Below are 14,534 nucleotides of genomic sequence, written 5' to 3' on the forward strand. Positions count from 1 at the left end.
TGGTTTTTTGTTAAGCGTGCCTACATTTTTCGGAACACGAAAAACTCCATCACGCTTAACTGGCTAAAGCCATATAATCATAGAAGCGTAAGAAGATCCTGACGATAATGCCAGGATCTTCTTACGCTGTCTTAGTTTCTCATTGATCAGATTTCAGATTTACCGATAGGATTTCTCATAAATAGCAGCGCATTCTTCATCGCTGAGCGGTACGCGGTCACACATGAACAGTCCGCCCATGGTTTCCCGTGCGTTTTGTGCCAGTGTCAGAAATTCAGACGGTTCCATACCGTAGTCGGACATTTTCAGATCCGCTACCTGGCAGTCTTCCTGGAGCTTTCCAAGCGCTGTGATGAAGTCCATCGGCTCTTTGGCATCTTTCATGCCGAGCGCCTGTGCCATTCTTACGAAACGATCATCGCAGGCATGTTTTTCGATAAAGTGAGTAAAATATGCCTTGGAGATCATGATCAGTCCGGCACCGTGCGGCAGATCGTGATGGTAGGCGCTCATGGCGTGTTCCATCGAATGTTCGCTTGTGCAGGCGCTCAAAGTCATGACTACACCGGACAGGGTGTTGGCAAATGCCACATGTTCTCTGGCCTCAAGGTCGGATCCGTCTTTTACTGCGCGTGCAAGATAAGTTCCGATGTTTTCGATGGCAGTCAGTGCGTACATATCACTGATCAGATTAGCAGGTGCTGCAATGTAGCACTCCACGCTGTGGAAGAGGGCATCAAATCCCTGATATGCCGTAAATTTCGGCGGAACGGATGTCATAAGCTCCGGATCTACAACAGCGATGCGCGGGAAGAGGGAATCGTATCCTCCAAAGCCGATTTTCTCCTTTGTTTCATCGTTGGAAATAACGCCATACTGATCGACCTCACTTCCTGTTCCGGCCGTCGTTGTCACTGCGATAATTGGAAGCGGTTCTTCTTTCAACGGAAGGGCTTTTCCGGTTCCTCCTGCTACATAGTCCCAGAGATCCCCGTCATTTGTTGCCATTGCGGCGATTGCTTTGGACGCGTCCATAACGCTGCCTCCTCCGAGTGCAACGATAAAGTCACAGCCGTTTTCTCTGGCGTATGCTGCCCCTTCCATCACTGTGGATTTCAGCGGATTTGCCATGATTTTATTAAATACAACAAACGGAATGCCGGCTTTCTCAAGCTCTTCCTGTGTACGGGAGAGTGCGCCGTTTTCGATCGTGGATTTTCCGTTTGAAATGATAATCAGCGCTTTTGTTCCAGGCATTGCCTGTTCATGAAGATGATTTAACTGTCCTGCTCCGAACAGGATTCTTGTCGGTACATACATTTGAAAACTCATTTTGCTTTACCTCCTGATTGACTTCTATTGTATTTACAGGTATAATTCCTTTGAACTTAACCTTCGTTTAGAATATACAACTTAAAGTCAACTTTAAGTCAATAGAAAAATATAAAAACTGAAAAAAGGTGGTGAAAAGATGTATTATACGATCGGAGAAGCGGCAAAGAGAATGAATCTCTCCACGTCTGCTCTGCGCTATTACGACAAAGAGGGTCTGCTGCCGTTTGTAGAGCGGACAAGCGGCGGAATCCGGATGTTTCAGGATGAGGATTTTGACTGGCTTGAGATCATCGAGTGCCTGAAAAAGACCGGGATGCCGATCAAGGAGATCAAAGAGTTTGTAGACTGGAGCATGGAGGGCGACTCCACCATCGACCAGAGACTGGAGCTCATCAAAGAGCAGCAGGAAGTCGTGAGGCTTCAGATAGAGGCGATTCAGGAAAATCTGAAGATTCTGAATTACAAGCGCTGGTATTACGAGACAGCAAAGCAGGCTGGCACCTGCGACGTGCACAAGACAATGAAGCCGGAGGACATCCCGGAGGAATTCCGTGAGATTGCCCTTCACAATAAGAAAAAGAATATCGTTACGATGGAAAGGCCGGGAAAAGGCAATGAAAGAGAATCCTTATGACAATGAACTTTTTTTCAAGAAATACAGCGAGATGCTCCGATCCAGAGAAGGATTAGACGGTGCAGGAGAGTGGAGCGAACTGAAAAAGCTTCTCCCGGATTTTAAAGACCGCAGTGTCCTGGATCTGGGATGCGGCTATGGATGGCACTGTGGATATGCCGCCGCCAACGGAGCATCCCGTGTACTCGGAACAGATATTTCCGCAAAAATGATCGAGACCGCCAAAGAGAAAAACAACCGTCCGGAGATTACCTACCGTCAGAGTGCTATGGAAGATCTGGACCTGGAAGACGGATCATTTGACGTCGTATTAAGTTCTCTCGCATTTCACTATGTCGAAAATTTTGAGGCGGTCGTAAAAAAAATTCACCGCTGGCTGACACCGGGAGGATATTTTACCTTTTCCGTAGAACATCCGGTATTTACGGCTTATGGAAGCCAGGACTGGTACTACGATGAAGAGGGAAACATCCTGCACTTCCCGGTAGATAATTACTACTATGAAGGGCAGCGGGACGCCGTCTTTCTTGGAGAACATGTGACCAAATATCACCGGACACTGACAACGTATCTCCAGACACTTTTTGCAAACGGGTTTACGCTTCTGGATCTTGTGGAGCCGATGCCGCCCCAGGAGATGATTGATCTTCCTGGAATGAAAGATGAGATGCGCAGGCCGATGATGCTTCTGATCGCAGCACAGAAAAAAGACTGATGGAATTCATTTCCGTCAGTCTTTTTTCGTATCTTTTTTATTCGCCGATCAGTACATCCAGTACGTCCCGGATTTTTCTGACCGGGATAATGGTCAGACGTTCTTTTACTTCCTCTGCCACATCTTCCAGATCTTCCACATTGTCCTGCGGAATGAATACCTTCTCGATTCCGGCTCTCTGAGCCGCCATCAGTTTTTCCGGCAGACCGCCGATCGGGAGAACATATCCACGCAGGGAAACTTCACCTGTCATGGCATATTCTGTAGGTACTGCCTTTCCTGTCACAAGAGAGGAGAGGGCGGTAACCAGTGTGATGCCGGCGGACGGTCCGTCTTTCGGGATCGCTCCTGCAGGAATATGAATATGTAAATCGTGATCCTCCAGTACCTTTGTCTCTTCCGGATAATAAATTTTGACAAGACTCAGGGCAATCTGGATGGACTCCTTCATCACGTCTCCCAGCTGTCCTGTGATGGTGACTTTACCGTCACCCCGCATCAGACGGCTTTCGATATAAAGGATCTCTCCACCGGCAGCAGTCCAGGCAAGGCCGGTCACAGTTCCCGGATCTGCCTCGGTAAGCCTCATGTCATGATGCAGCTGCTTTCTTCCAAGCAGTGTACGCAGATCTCCCGGCTGGACAGAGAGCTTCTCCTCCGGATTTTTCACAAGCCGGACAGCCAGTGCCCTGCACATGGCATCGATCTGCTTTTTCAGTCCACGGACACCAGACTCCATCGTGTATTCTGTAATGATCTGTCTTAAGACTTCTTCCGGAATCTCCAGCTTTTCCGCCGGAATCCCCATGGCTTTTTCCGCCTTTGGAATCAGGTGGCGTTTGGCAATCTGAAGTTTTTCTACTTCCGTGTATCCGCTGAAGGAGATAACCTCCATCCTGTTCAGAAGCGGTTCCGGAATGGTATCGGTTGTATTCGCCGTACAAATAAACAGAACATTGGAAAGATCATACGGAACATTGAGATAGTGGTCCGTAAAGGTATTGTTCTGTTCCGGATCAAGCACCTCCAGAAGGGCGCTCGCCGGATCGCCGCTGTAATCTTTGGAGAGTTTATCTACCTCATCCAGTACGACAACCGGATTGGAAGATCCGCTGCGCTTAATGCCTTGCATGATCCGGCCCGGCATGGCTCCGATATAGGTCCGCCTGTGTCCGCGAATCTCCGCCTCATCCCGGACGCCGCCCAGGCTGATTCGTGCGTAGGACCGTCCAAGGGCTCTGGCAATGCTCTGTCCGATACTTGTCTTTCCGGTTCCCGGTGCACCGGTAAACAGAAGGATCGAACCAGACTGTTTCTTGTTCAGGGACATAACGGCAATCTGCTGGATAATCCGCTCCTTGACTTTCTTCAGGCCGTAGTGTTCTTCATCCAGAATCCGCTGTGCCTCATCCAGATCTACCGGAGAAGATTCCGGAACTTCCCAGGAAAGAGAAGTAAGGAAATCCAGATAATCATACAGCATTCCGTACTCGTGACCGTCCTGGCCTTCCTGTTTCATTCGTCCAAGTACTTTTTCCGCCTCTTTTCTTGCGGTCTCGTTCATTTTGGATTCTTCAATTTTCTTTTCAAGCATCTGGATATCCGTCACATTTTCCGGATGCATTTCATCCAGTTCCTGCTGCAGATATCCGATCTGTTTTTTGATGGCTGCCTCCCGGTACAGCTGTTCCTGATCATCTTTCTGCGCGCTTTGTGCTTCCTCGGAAACTTTGGAAACTTCCACAAGCTCATATATGGCCTGCTCCATACGATTAAAGCGCTCCCTTTCTGAATCTGCTGCAAGAATCTGATATTTTTCATCCGGTGTCAGATTCAGATATTCCGTCAGTGTACAGACCGCTTCCTCCATATTGTTCCACTGAAGGATATAGCTTCTGGCCCACATTCCCCACTGGTATTTCTGCACAAACTGCAGAAGCGCACGCTGGATCCGTGTAAACCGCTCGGATTCTTCTTCCTTCGGCAGATCATCTACCTCTGCCCGGACACATGCCTCCGCCTCAATATACCCGTCGTGAATTTCGATCTCTGAAATATCTACCCTTTCCAGAGTATGAACATGGATACTGCCGTCTTCCTCGATCGAATCAATCTGGGCAGAAACGCCGACCGGATAAAAGTCCTCAGGCTGCAGTTCTTCCCGCGGTTTATTATCCCGCAGAACGAGGAAAAGGATTCGTTCCTGTGCTTCTATCTGAACCGGACTCCAGTCTTTTAAGAAATCATTCTTGAAATAGTAATTTACATCCGGAAGCAATACAAGATTATACATTGGTCTTACAATCATAAAACCCCTCCTTATTAGCCAACATACTTATTGAGTGCTAACGATTATAAAATAACATGATTTTCAGCGGTTGTCAAACAGATGTAAAAGAAAGGTTTATTTTGTCGTACAGCACCCGGTTCTAGCATATCTTTTACAATTTCCTCATAATTTTCTCACATTTTCCGCTAAGGTAAATCTGGTGTAGAATTACACAATCATATTATGAAACTATCAGGATGAGGAGATATACAATGAATGATTATCATAAAAAAGCGGAAGCAGTCCTTCAACAGGTCAATCAGGTGATCCTTTGAAAAGAGCAGGAGACTGCCGAGATTTTCCTTGCATTTCTGGCGGACGGGCATGTCCTTTTAGAAGATATTCCGGGAATCGGAAAGACAACCATGGCACTTAGTTTTACCCGCTCCATGGATATGGAATGCCGCCGTGTTCAGTTTACGCCGGACGTCCTTCCTTCCGATCTGACCGGATTTTCCCTTTATAAAAGAGAAAAGGAAGCCTTTGTCTTTCAACCGGGAAGCGTTTTCTGCAACCTGCTTCTTGCCGACGAGATTAACCGGACATCGCCAAAGACCCAGTCAGCGCTTCTGGAAGTGATGGAAGAACGCCAGGTGTCAGTGGATGGAGTAACAAGACCGGTTCCGCGGCCGTTTCTTGTGATTGCAACCCAGAATCCGGTAGATCTTGCCGGAACACAGCCTCTTCCGCAGGCCCAGACGGACCGGTTCATGATTTCATTAAGTCTTGGTTATCCGGACTTTGAAAATGAACTTCAGATGGTCATGGAGACGGGCGCCGGGAGCAGGGCCGGACAGCTTTCTCCTGTAATTTCCAGAGAGGATTTTCTGGCAATGCAGAAGCAGATCCACAGCGTCTATCTGAAACAGGAGGTAGCAGAATACCTACTTCGCCTGATCCGTGAGACCCGCAGCCACCCGCTTGTGGATTCCGGCGCAAGTCCGCGCGCAGCAGGAGCCCTGGCAAAAATGGCAAAGGCATCCGCATGGTTTCAGGGCAGGGACTATGTTTCCCCTCAGGACGTTGCCGTTCAGTTCCCGTTCGTCGTCCGGCACCGTCTGATTCTGAGTCTGGAGGCCAGAAGAAAACAGGCCGGGGCAGATGCTGTCGTGGAGGAAATTCTGAGAAAAATCAAGCCTCCGCATCCGGGAGTGCTGCACCGATGAGAAAATGGATCGCTCTTTTTACGATCATTCTGACCTACTATATCGCGGGAATGTTTCATTCCCGGATTCTTCTGACTGCCGCGCTGATGGAAGGGTTCCTGTTCTGCCAAAAGACAGTACGGTTCTTTTATGCGTCCGCAAATCCGTTCAAAAAATTTCTGCTTCGGTTCTGGAATGCATTTTTATAAAATTTTTAGAAGAAGATTCTGCATAAATATGTTATAATAAGGTATAATTTGTCACAGTTTCCTGTGAAAATGAAAAGAGGGAAATAGGTATGGAACATAAAGGAACATGTCTTCTTGAGACGGACCGGCTGTATCTTGGCCGGTTTACAATGAAAGACGTCCATGCTGTCTATGAAAACTGGGCAAAAGATCCGCACGTCACAAAATTTCTTTCCTGGCCTGCACATGTCGATCCTGACCTTACCAGACAGATTCTTCTGGAATGGATCGAATCCTATCTAAAGCCTGATTTTTACCAGTGGAGTATCACGCTAAAAGACTGCCCCGAAAACCCGATCGGAACTATCAGCGCAGTCAAGATTGATGAGGAGCTTGAGAGCATTTCCATCGGATACTGTCTTGGAAGTGCCTGGTGGAACCGTGGAATTATGACGGAGACACTTTCTGCCATTATAAGCTTTTTCTTTGAGCAGGTGGGCGTCAACCGGATTGAAGCCTGTCACGATACAGAGAATCCTGCCTCCGGAAAAGTCATGCAGAAATGCCGCATGACATATGAGGGGACTCTTCGTCAGGGCGGGAAGAATAACCGGGGAATTGTGGATCTGGCCGTTTACAGTATTCTGGCAGAGGAGTATGCGACTTTATGAAAATCTAAAAAGAAAAGAGGTTGATGATGGAAAAACTCAGAGAAAAAGTAAAAGAATCTCTCTCAAGCGTCCTTCCGATCACTGTCATTGTGCTGCTTTTGAGTATTCTGTTGATCCCGATGGAAGTGGGAGCGTTTTCCCTCTTTCTTGCCGGAGCGGTATTCCTGATCTTCGGGATGGGATTCTTTCAGCTCGGTGCCGACATTTCCATGACGCAGCTCGGACAGGGCATCGGCGGACAGCTTATCAAAAAACGAAATCTTCTATTTATTGTCGGTGGATGCTTCCTGATGGGTGTTCTGATCACCATTTCGGAACCGGATCTTCAGGTTCTGGCAAACCAGGTGGCATCAATTCCGAACAGAGTCCTCGTACTGACAGTCGCAGTCGGGGTAGGTATTTTTCTTGTCGTTGCAGTTCTTAGAATTCTGTTTAAAATCAGTCTTTCACGTCTGTTGACGTTAATGTACCTTCTCCTGTTTTGGGTTGCCCTTGCAGCACCCGGTGAATTTCTTGCGGTTGCGTTCGATTCCGGCGGAGTAACGACCGGACCGATGACCGTACCTTTTATTATGGCACTTGGAATCGGTCTGTCAGCGGCCAGAAGTGATAAAGACAGTGCCAATGACAGCTTCGGCCTGATTGCTCTCAGCAGTATCGGACCGATTCTGATGGTTCTGCTCCTTGGGATTTTTTATCACCCGACCGACGCCGTCTATACAGCGGTCACCATTCCGGATGTAACAACTACACGGGATGTGATCGATCAATTTCTATGGGCACTGCCACAGTACACGGAAGAGGTGATCATCAGCATGCTTCCGATCCTTGCCGTATTTGTACTGTTTCAGGCGGCAACAAAAAAATATCACAGAAAGCAGCTTTTTAGAATGTGTATTGGTTTTGTCTACACGATTATTGGACTGATCATGTTCCTTGTCGGAGTCAATGTCGGATTTGCTCCGGTTGGAAATCTTCTGGGAGAGCAGATGGTTTCGAATTCCTACCAGTGGCTTCTGATTCCGGTAGGAATTCTGATCGGATATTATATTGTAAAAGCGGAACCTGCCGTACAGCTATTAAATCATCAGGTAGAAGATATCACGGACGGTATGGTAACAAGAGGACAAATGAACATCTGTCTGTCGATTGGAGTAGCAGGAGCAGTAGGGCTTGCAATGATCCGGGTTCTGACCGGAATTCCGGTTTACTGGATCCTGATTCCCGGATACATTCTTGCTATTGGAATGAGTTACCGTGTTCAGCCGATCATTGTAGGAATTGCATTTGACTCCGGCGGTGTGGCAAGCGGTCCGATGACATCTACATTTCTTCTCCCTCTGACAATGGGCGCATGTACCGCACTGGGAGGAAATGTCGTGACAGACGCGTTTGGAGTCGTCGCCCTGGTTGCCCTGGCACCTTTGATCGCGATTCAGATCATGGGCCTTGTATATGAACACAAACTGAAAAAAACTTCCAGAACACAGGAACACATTCTGGAAGATACCATTATCGAATTGGAGGATGAAGAGGTATGACGCCACATTTATTCGCACTTCGTCTGCTGTTGATTATCACAGATACCGACACGGACAAGAGCATCAATCATCTGTTTACGGAAGCAGAACAGCCGATTTATTACCAGTTCCGCGCCCAGGGAACGGCCAAAACAGAGATTCTTGATATCTGCGGTCTTGACGGAAGTACGAGAGTGATTACGGCCGCACTTATTCCAAAGAGTAAAATCAGCGAAATCTTTGAAATGCTGGAAAAAACCTTTGAGATCCGCAAGAAAGGGAAGGGTATTGCCTTGACGCTGCCGATCACAGGTGTCCAGGCAAGCATGCTTAACTTACTTAGTGCCGAACAGGAAAAAATAGCAAAAGCTCATATAGAAAGGAAGGTTCAGCAAATGATTAACGAAACTTCATATGCCATGATTACGGTGGCGGTTCGTGAAGGGTTCAGTGACGAGGTGATCGATGCCGCAACAAAGGCGGGAGCAAGCGGAGGATCTGTCATTCGTGGACGAAGAAGGGGAACAGAAGCCGTCGTACAGTTTTTAGGAATTTCCATGCAGGAGGAACAGGAATTTGTCATGATCATTGTGCCAAGAGAGAAAAAATCCTATATCATGAATGAAATCAGTTCTGCCTGCGGATTACAGACCGAGGCACACGGAATCATTTTCTCAGTACCGGTCGATGAAGTTCTCGGAATCCATGAACCGTAGAATAAGAAAATAAAAGAAGACTGAAAGCCATGAGAACTTTTTTACATACTTTGTGTAAAATGATTTTTCATGGCTTTTTTACGTCCATGGCTTCTGAACAAGCTCAAAACAGCAGTTTGTCTGAACAATTAGTTTAGCGGACAAATACAGATTTATCCGAAAAAGTCTGGCTTTTTCCTTTGTTTTATGTTAAACTACTCTCAGAAACCCCAATTTGGCCAACGGCCCGCAACTGGAACATTTTTACAGAATTTGGAGGATTTTATTTATGGCTAAGCCTGCTACTTACCGTGAACAGGTAAAAATTGAAAATACCATGAGGCTTCGGGAATTTTTATCCGAACTGCCTCCTTATGTAAAGGAATATTTCCGTGCCAAGGAAACCACAACATCCGATAAAACCAGATTGTCATACGCATATGATCTGCGCGTGTTCTTCCGGTTTCTTCAGGAAACAAATCCCACGCTTCATGACAAGGCGCTTTCCGATATTTCCATTGAGGATCTGTCCATGTTAAAGCCCGTGGATTTTGAAGAATTTGAAGAATATCTCAAGGCCTATAAGACGCCTGATAACCGGACCGAAACCAACTCCCGTACCGGAATCGCCAGGAAAATGTCCTGTCTGCGCAGTTTCTATGATTATCTTTGCAAACGCGAACTGTTAACAAGCAATCCGGTCCGTCTGGTCGATATGCCGAAAATCAAAGAAAAAGCGATCATACAGCTTGATACAGATGAAGTCGCCGCGCTTCTTGATTATATTGAAAATTATGGAAATGATCTGACCGGAGTCAAACTGTATCATTATCAGAAACAGAAATACCGTGACATCGCAATCGTTACTCTCCTGCTCGGAACAGGTGTTCGAGTCTCTGAACTTGTAGGACTGAACATTGCTGATGTAGACTTTAAAAACAACGGCATCCGGATCATCCGGAAAGGTGGAAACGAAATGATCGTCTACTTCGGTGAGGAAGTGGAAAAAGCGCTGAAAGACTATCTGGAGCTCCAGAGAAACGGCATCACTCCCCTCTCCGGCCATGAAGACGCCCTTTTTCTCTCCGGCCAGAAAAAGCGGATCAGCGTTGATGCAGTGGAAAAAATGGTAAAGAAATACTGCTCCGCTGTCTCGGTCAAAACCATTACGCCGCATAAGCTGCGAAGCACCTACGGCACTGCCCTCTACCGTGAAACCGGAGACATCTATCTGGTGGCCGATGTACTTGGTCATGCCGACGTCAACACGACAAAGAAACACTATGCCAAATTAAGCGATGAACGCCGAAGAAGCGCATCTAAGGCTGTGGTTTTGAGGGAAAAACTGGATACACAGTAAAATAAAACAGCCCTCCAGGCAAGTAGTAATCCGATGCAAATATAACGTTCAGAATAGAAAAAGCCGGAAATGCTCCATAAAATGGATTTTCCGGCTTTTTCTTTCTAAGTTTTATTTCTCTACTTTCACTAGTCCTGCACCTTCAAAGAACTGTAAATATGCATCCTGTACCTGATCTTTATCAATGACATAGATCAATGTATATTCTGCTTCTTCTCCCGATTGGAGCTCTTTGAAAAATATGTGCTGTTTTTCGTTTTCTGTATTCTCCTGAATGTTCTGATAAACCGGCATCTCTCCGCTCAAAAACTGATAAGATTCAGATGCGTTAGTATAACGATATACCTGCTGTAACGTGTTGTTGACTTGCTGCTCATATGTATACAGAAGCGGTGCAAGCATAGTATCCACGGCATCTTCTCCTGCATTTTTTGCTTTCACGTGGACTACGACAAACTGTCCCTGTACTTTTTCTGCGTTTGTCTGATCTGGCGTTCCATTTTCTTTGAGCGGATATCTCTCATGTTCTTTCAAAGTACCATCTTCATTCAGCCATGATTTTATTTTTGATTCAAAATCCGGGATAAAATATTCTTCCGAAAATTCTTTCATATCAATCTGATCCTGTACACGGATTTCCTCTACCTGATATTGAATCTTTTCTCCAGTCGCTTCCTGTACTTCTTTGTTCTCGATGATCTCACCGATCTGATAAGTCGAAGATGTCAAAACAGAAGTTCCCTGAGCCTCGCGTAAGTCATTGTCTTCTTTCATTTGAGCAAGTTCTTTTTCAGATGGACAAGAAACAGTTTCCTCTTCGACTGTGATCTTCAAATTAAAATTCTTTTTTCTCCAGAATCCGGCACGCAAGCAGGAAGGAAATTCCAAGGACAACAATCCCAAGGATGATGCATCCCGGATAGATATATCTGCTCATCAGGGCCTCATTCAGCCAGCGGATTATGGCTGCCTGCTGATCCGGAAAATTATTTTCCAGAATCCGGAATCCAAAGAAAATTCCGAAAAAGACAATCATGAAACCGAAGATCAGCATAACCCGTCCCTTTTCCGCTCCAAACTTCAGATCCGCAGGAAGGGAAAATGCAAGCATGATAACCCCAACGAACGCACATACCGCTGTCGTGAGCAGTGTCGTCTTCATGTCAGCGCCGCCGCCCGTCAGGTTCTGAATGACTGCCAGAGCCAGGGCATAAACGACACCGAGGGCAATAATCAGCAGTCCGATCAGATATTTTTCTGCCACATACTGTTTTCTGCTGTAAGGCAGGGTCATCAGAAATGCCATACCGCCGTTCATCTCATCGTAGCTGAGAGTCATTCCTGCAATCAATGCACTGAGAATGATAACATATCCGGTCAGGAAAGCCTGATCAGTTCCGCTGAATACGAAAATAGCGGAAACAAAGACAATGATAAGCACCATTTTTTTCAGTTCACGCATCAGACATAAATCTTTTACTAACAATCCTTTCATACTGCTTCCCCCTTTACTGTCATCATAATGATTTCATCAATACTTCCTTTTTCTGCCGTGATGTCCGGATAATTTTCCATGTAGTACCGAATTTCATCCGTCAGGCAGCTGTACCCGTAGGACTCTTTCTTCTTTTTGAGAAGATGGCTGCGGTCGACTGTCCTGAAACGTTCTTCCGTCATCTTTAAAAGTCCGTAGGAGCTAAGCAGACGGTCTGTATCTTCGTGCAGGACAATCCGGCCTTCATGGATCATGTAAATATCATCACAAAGCCCTTCCAGATCCCCGGAAATATGGGAACTGATCAGAATCGCGCGGCTTTCGTCCTCCTCCATATATTCTCTGAGGAGTGTCAGGACCTCATCCCTTGCAACCACATCCATGCCGGCGGTCGGCTCATCGAGAATCAGAAGACTGGCATTGTGGCACAGGGCGATAAACAGTTTGAGTTTCGCCTTCATACCGGTGGAAAATTCCTTGAGCTTCTGATCCTGAGGGAGACGAAACCGCTCCACAAGGGAAAGGAATTTCTCCTTTTCAAAATCCGGATATACTGCTTCCAGAATCTTCACCACATCTTTGATCATATAGACGTCGGAAAAAGTACTTCCGGATAAAACCACGCCGATTTTCTGTTTTTCTTCGGCGGTCAGCTGATCGTGTGGTTTCCCAAACAGCTCCACGCTTCCACCATCCAGAAAAATCAGATTTTCGATTGCCTTAAAGGTCGTGCTTTTGCCCGCCCCATTTTCCCCAATCAGACCGGTAATGCATCCGGCCGGGACTTCCATCGTGCAGTCCAGGTGAAAATTCTTGTAATTCTTTTCGATCTTATTTACTTTTAACATAGCCTATTCCTCCAAAATGAGTTCTAAAATCTCCCGAAATTCCATATCTTCCATGCCGTAGCGTCTGCCTTTTTGAATGGCCAGTTCAAAATCGGCTTCTACTTCTTTGCGCTGCTCTTCTTTCATCAGTTCCTGATTGGCAGCTGCAACAAATGTTCCCTTGCCGTGAATCGTCACGGTGAGCCCTTCCTGTTCCAGAGAATCGTACGCTTTCTTCACTGTCAGGGCACTGATCTTCAAGTCTTTGGAAAGACTTCGGACCGAGGGCAGGATGTCATTCTCCTGTAATGTACCGTTAAGAATCATCCCTTTAATCTGTTCTACAATCTGTTCATAAATCGGAATCATGGAAGAACTGTTAATTATCAGTTTCATCTGGTTCCTCCTCTTCTTAATAAACAGTATAGAACAGTATATAACTGTTGTCAACTGTTATACACTGTTTATTTTAAGTTTTTTGAGTTTGTCATCTATTACGACAGAAACAGCTGGAATTTTGCACGGCTGGGCACGATCGATCATATTTCGACAAAAGAGCTGAAGCAGATCCTTGGAGATGACAATGTAACTGTTACATTATCTTTATAACGCTGCAAAATAATTCTATAAACAGGAAAAAACTGTGAATCCCATTTCGGGTCATTCACAGCTTTTTATTTGTTTCTAAAGTTCTTTACTTCGTTTTATTAGCCGAGTTTTGCGTACTCTTCATCTGTTACAGATTCGCACCACTCATTCTGAGCATTTTCTCCCGGTACGTCCATTGCTATATGGCTGAACCAGCTGTCTGCCTTTGCTCCATGCCAGTGTTTTACGTTTGCCGGAATGGTGATAACAGTACCCGGTACCAGGCTGACTGCTTCTTTTCCTTCTTCCTGATACCATCCTTCTCCTGCTGTGCAGATCAGAATCTGCCCGCCGCCCTTGTCAGCATGGTGGATATGCCAGTTATTCCGGCATCCCGGTTCAAATGTGACATTCGCAAGTCCGACTGCCGGAGAGCCTGCTGAAGTCAGCGGATTCAGGAAAGATTCTCCGATAAAATACTGTGCGTAGGCTGTGTTTGACTGTCCTTTTCCAAATACGTTTTCTTTGCTGAATACTTCTTCGTTCATTGTTTTCATACTGATACCTCCTGCAAAACTAATTTTTCTTCTGCTGTTTTTGAATTTCATATACAAGATAATCGAGACAGTAGATCCGTCTTTCTTCCACATGCACCCGGTCCAGCAGCTTCTGACGGTGCTTTGACAGTAATGTCAGCTGTTTTCCGGTCTGGCCGGATTCTTCCAGTGAGAGAAATTCTTCTACCAATTTGTCATCACACCCGGCATCGATCAGGTTCTGAATTACCGCTTCGCTGTCCGGTGGTGAATGAACCTGTTTCCTCACAGTGCTTCACTCCTATCTCTAATTCTGTTTCTGATATCAGTATAGTCTTCTGCCGCCACAATAGCAAATACCTATTCATTATAATGGGACATAGCTTTTGATTATACATTCTATCATTCGTGCAAGCTATGGTTAATTGAAATCCTTACTGCAACATTGAAGTTGTAACTGCACATTGAAAACTTTATGAAGTTGTAACTGCATAAT

At 46.0% G+C, this 14,534-nt stretch carries 16 protein-coding genes; 8 read left to right on the forward strand and 8 right to left on the reverse strand.

Annotation, left to right across the window (positions count from 1 at the left end):
- Positions 1-159: 159 nt before the first annotated feature.
- Complete coding sequence (locus tag FGQ85_RS17185; protein WP_138374077.1) at positions 160-1,332, reverse strand: iron-containing alcohol dehydrogenase; 1,173 nt, start codon at positions 1,330-1,332, stop codon at positions 160-162.
- 139 nt (positions 1,333-1,471) lie between these two features.
- Here FGQ85_RS17185 and FGQ85_RS17190 point away from each other — a divergent pair, with 139 nt between their 5' ends.
- Both FGQ85_RS17190 and FGQ85_RS17195 read left to right on the forward strand, forming a co-directional pair.
- Entirely contained in the window at positions 1,472-1,969 is a 498-nt protein-coding gene (locus FGQ85_RS17190; RefSeq protein ID WP_087252386.1) for a MerR family transcriptional regulator, read from the forward strand.
- The gene (locus tag FGQ85_RS17195) at positions 1,950-2,684 is read left to right on the forward strand and encodes a class I SAM-dependent methyltransferase (protein WP_087167896.1); all 735 of its coding nucleotides are present in this window, start codon (positions 1,950-1,952) and stop codon (positions 2,682-2,684) included. The genes FGQ85_RS17190 and FGQ85_RS17195 overlap by 20 nt, the downstream gene beginning before the upstream one ends.
- Before the next feature lie 37 nt (positions 2,685-2,721).
- On the opposite strand, the gene lon is transcribed toward FGQ85_RS17195, so the two are convergent.
- The gene (gene lon / locus FGQ85_RS17200; RefSeq protein ID WP_138374078.1) at positions 2,722-4,992 is read right to left on the reverse strand and encodes an endopeptidase La; all 2,271 of its coding nucleotides are present in this window, start codon (positions 4,990-4,992) and stop codon (positions 2,722-2,724) included.
- A gap of 332 nt (positions 4,993-5,324) precedes the next feature.
- On the opposite strand from lon, the gene FGQ85_RS17205 reads away from it, so the two are divergent.
- The 6 genes from FGQ85_RS17205 (at position 5,325) to FGQ85_RS17230 (ending at position 10,592) form a co-directional block, all read left to right on the forward strand.
- Positions 5,325-6,179 (forward strand): MoxR family ATPase, encoded by an 855-nt coding sequence (locus FGQ85_RS17205; protein ID WP_279230214.1) that lies wholly within the window; start codon positions 5,325-5,327, stop codon positions 6,177-6,179.
- Positions 6,176-6,367, forward strand: coding sequence for a hypothetical protein (locus FGQ85_RS17210; protein WP_118638061.1), 192 nt, complete (start codon positions 6,176-6,178; stop codon positions 6,365-6,367). Before FGQ85_RS17205 ends, FGQ85_RS17210 begins: the two co-directional genes overlap by 4 nt.
- Before the next feature lie 89 nt (positions 6,368-6,456).
- Positions 6,457-7,017, forward strand: coding sequence for a GNAT family N-acetyltransferase (locus FGQ85_RS17215; protein ID WP_118638059.1), 561 nt, complete (start codon positions 6,457-6,459; stop codon positions 7,015-7,017).
- Positions 7,018-7,043: 26 nt separating this feature from the next.
- A complete protein-coding gene (locus FGQ85_RS17220) occupies positions 7,044-8,558 on the forward strand; it encodes a DUF1538 domain-containing protein (protein WP_243128600.1) in 1,515 nt (504 codons plus the stop codon).
- Positions 8,555-9,253 (forward strand): transcriptional regulator, encoded by a 699-nt coding sequence (locus tag FGQ85_RS17225; RefSeq protein WP_087167901.1) that lies wholly within the window; start codon positions 8,555-8,557, stop codon positions 9,251-9,253. Before FGQ85_RS17220 ends, FGQ85_RS17225 begins: the two co-directional genes overlap by 4 nt.
- Positions 9,254-9,521: 268 nt before the next feature.
- Positions 9,522-10,592: a tyrosine-type recombinase/integrase gene (locus FGQ85_RS17230; RefSeq protein WP_138374080.1), complete on the forward strand. Its 1,071-nt coding sequence runs from the start codon at positions 9,522-9,524 to the stop codon at positions 10,590-10,592.
- A 111-nt stretch (positions 10,593-10,703) separates the two neighbouring features.
- Here FGQ85_RS17230 and FGQ85_RS17235 read toward each other — a convergent pair whose 3' ends face one another.
- From FGQ85_RS17235 to FGQ85_RS17260, 6 genes are all read right to left on the reverse strand, one after another.
- Positions 10,704-11,366, reverse strand: coding sequence for a hypothetical protein (locus FGQ85_RS17235; protein ID WP_138374081.1), 663 nt, complete (start codon positions 11,364-11,366; stop codon positions 10,704-10,706).
- A gap of 61 nt (positions 11,367-11,427) precedes the next feature.
- Positions 11,428-12,087 (reverse strand): ABC-2 transporter permease, encoded by a 660-nt coding sequence (locus FGQ85_RS17240; protein ID WP_087167907.1) that lies wholly within the window; start codon positions 12,085-12,087, stop codon positions 11,428-11,430.
- On the reverse strand, positions 12,084-12,935 hold the full coding sequence (locus tag FGQ85_RS17245; protein WP_138374082.1) for an ABC transporter ATP-binding protein: 852 nt from the start codon (positions 12,933-12,935) through the stop codon (positions 12,084-12,086). Before FGQ85_RS17245 ends, FGQ85_RS17240 begins: the two co-directional genes overlap by 4 nt.
- A gap of 3 nt (positions 12,936-12,938) precedes the next feature.
- Positions 12,939-13,310, reverse strand: a complete 372-nt coding sequence (locus tag FGQ85_RS17250; protein ID WP_138374083.1) for a GntR family transcriptional regulator — start codon at positions 13,308-13,310, stop codon at positions 12,939-12,941.
- 311 nt (positions 13,311-13,621) lie between these two features.
- Positions 13,622-14,059 (reverse strand): cupin domain-containing protein, encoded by a 438-nt coding sequence (locus FGQ85_RS17255; protein WP_138374084.1) that lies wholly within the window; start codon positions 14,057-14,059, stop codon positions 13,622-13,624.
- 19 nt (positions 14,060-14,078) lie between these two features.
- Positions 14,079-14,327 (reverse strand): hypothetical protein, encoded by a 249-nt coding sequence (locus tag FGQ85_RS17260; protein WP_087167911.1) that lies wholly within the window; start codon positions 14,325-14,327, stop codon positions 14,079-14,081.
- Positions 14,328-14,534 lie beyond the last annotated feature (207 nt).

Source organism: Pseudoflavonifractor sp. BSD2780061688st1 E11 (genome assembly GCF_005844125.1).
Taxonomy (GTDB): domain Bacteria; phylum Bacillota; class Clostridia; order Lachnospirales; family Lachnospiraceae; genus Sellimonas; species Sellimonas catena.

Bases quoted from the DNA above. Each gene is read 5' to 3' on its own strand.
- FGQ85_RS17220 (WP_243128600.1), top strand. From the start codon at position 7,044: ATGGAAAAACTCAGAGAAAAAGTAAAAGAATCTCTCTCAAGCGTCCTT.
- FGQ85_RS17185 (WP_138374077.1), bottom strand. From the start codon at position 1,332: ATGAGTTTTCAAATGTATGTACCGACAAGAATCCTGTTCGGAGCAGGA.
- FGQ85_RS17255 (WP_138374084.1), bottom strand. From the start codon at position 14,059: ATGAAAACAATGAACGAAGAAGTATTCAGCAAAGAAAACGTATTTGGA.
- FGQ85_RS17250 (WP_138374083.1), bottom strand. From the start codon at position 13,310: ATGAAACTGATAATTAACAGTTCTTCCATGATTCCGATTTATGAACAG.
- FGQ85_RS17190 (WP_087252386.1), top strand. From the start codon at position 1,472: ATGTATTATACGATCGGAGAAGCGGCAAAGAGAATGAATCTCTCCACG.
- FGQ85_RS17225 (WP_087167901.1), top strand. From the start codon at position 8,555: ATGACGCCACATTTATTCGCACTTCGTCTGCTGTTGATTATCACAGAT.
- FGQ85_RS17240 (WP_087167907.1), bottom strand. From the start codon at position 12,087: ATGAAAGGATTGTTAGTAAAAGATTTATGTCTGATGCGTGAACTGAAA.
- FGQ85_RS17210 (WP_118638061.1), top strand. From the start codon at position 6,176: ATGAGAAAATGGATCGCTCTTTTTACGATCATTCTGACCTACTATATC.
- FGQ85_RS17235 (WP_138374081.1), bottom strand. From the start codon at position 11,366: ATGAAAGAAGACAATGACTTACGCGAGGCTCAGGGAACTTCTGTTTTG.
- FGQ85_RS17230 (WP_138374080.1), top strand. From the start codon at position 9,522: ATGGCTAAGCCTGCTACTTACCGTGAACAGGTAAAAATTGAAAATACC.
- lon (WP_138374078.1), bottom strand. From the start codon at position 4,992: ATGATTGTAAGACCAATGTATAATCTTGTATTGCTTCCGGATGTAAAT.
- FGQ85_RS17245 (WP_138374082.1), bottom strand. From the start codon at position 12,935: ATGTTAAAAGTAAATAAGATCGAAAAGAATTACAAGAATTTTCACCTG.
- FGQ85_RS17195 (WP_087167896.1), top strand. From the start codon at position 1,950: ATGAAAGAGAATCCTTATGACAATGAACTTTTTTTCAAGAAATACAGC.
- FGQ85_RS17215 (WP_118638059.1), top strand. From the start codon at position 6,457: ATGGAACATAAAGGAACATGTCTTCTTGAGACGGACCGGCTGTATCTT.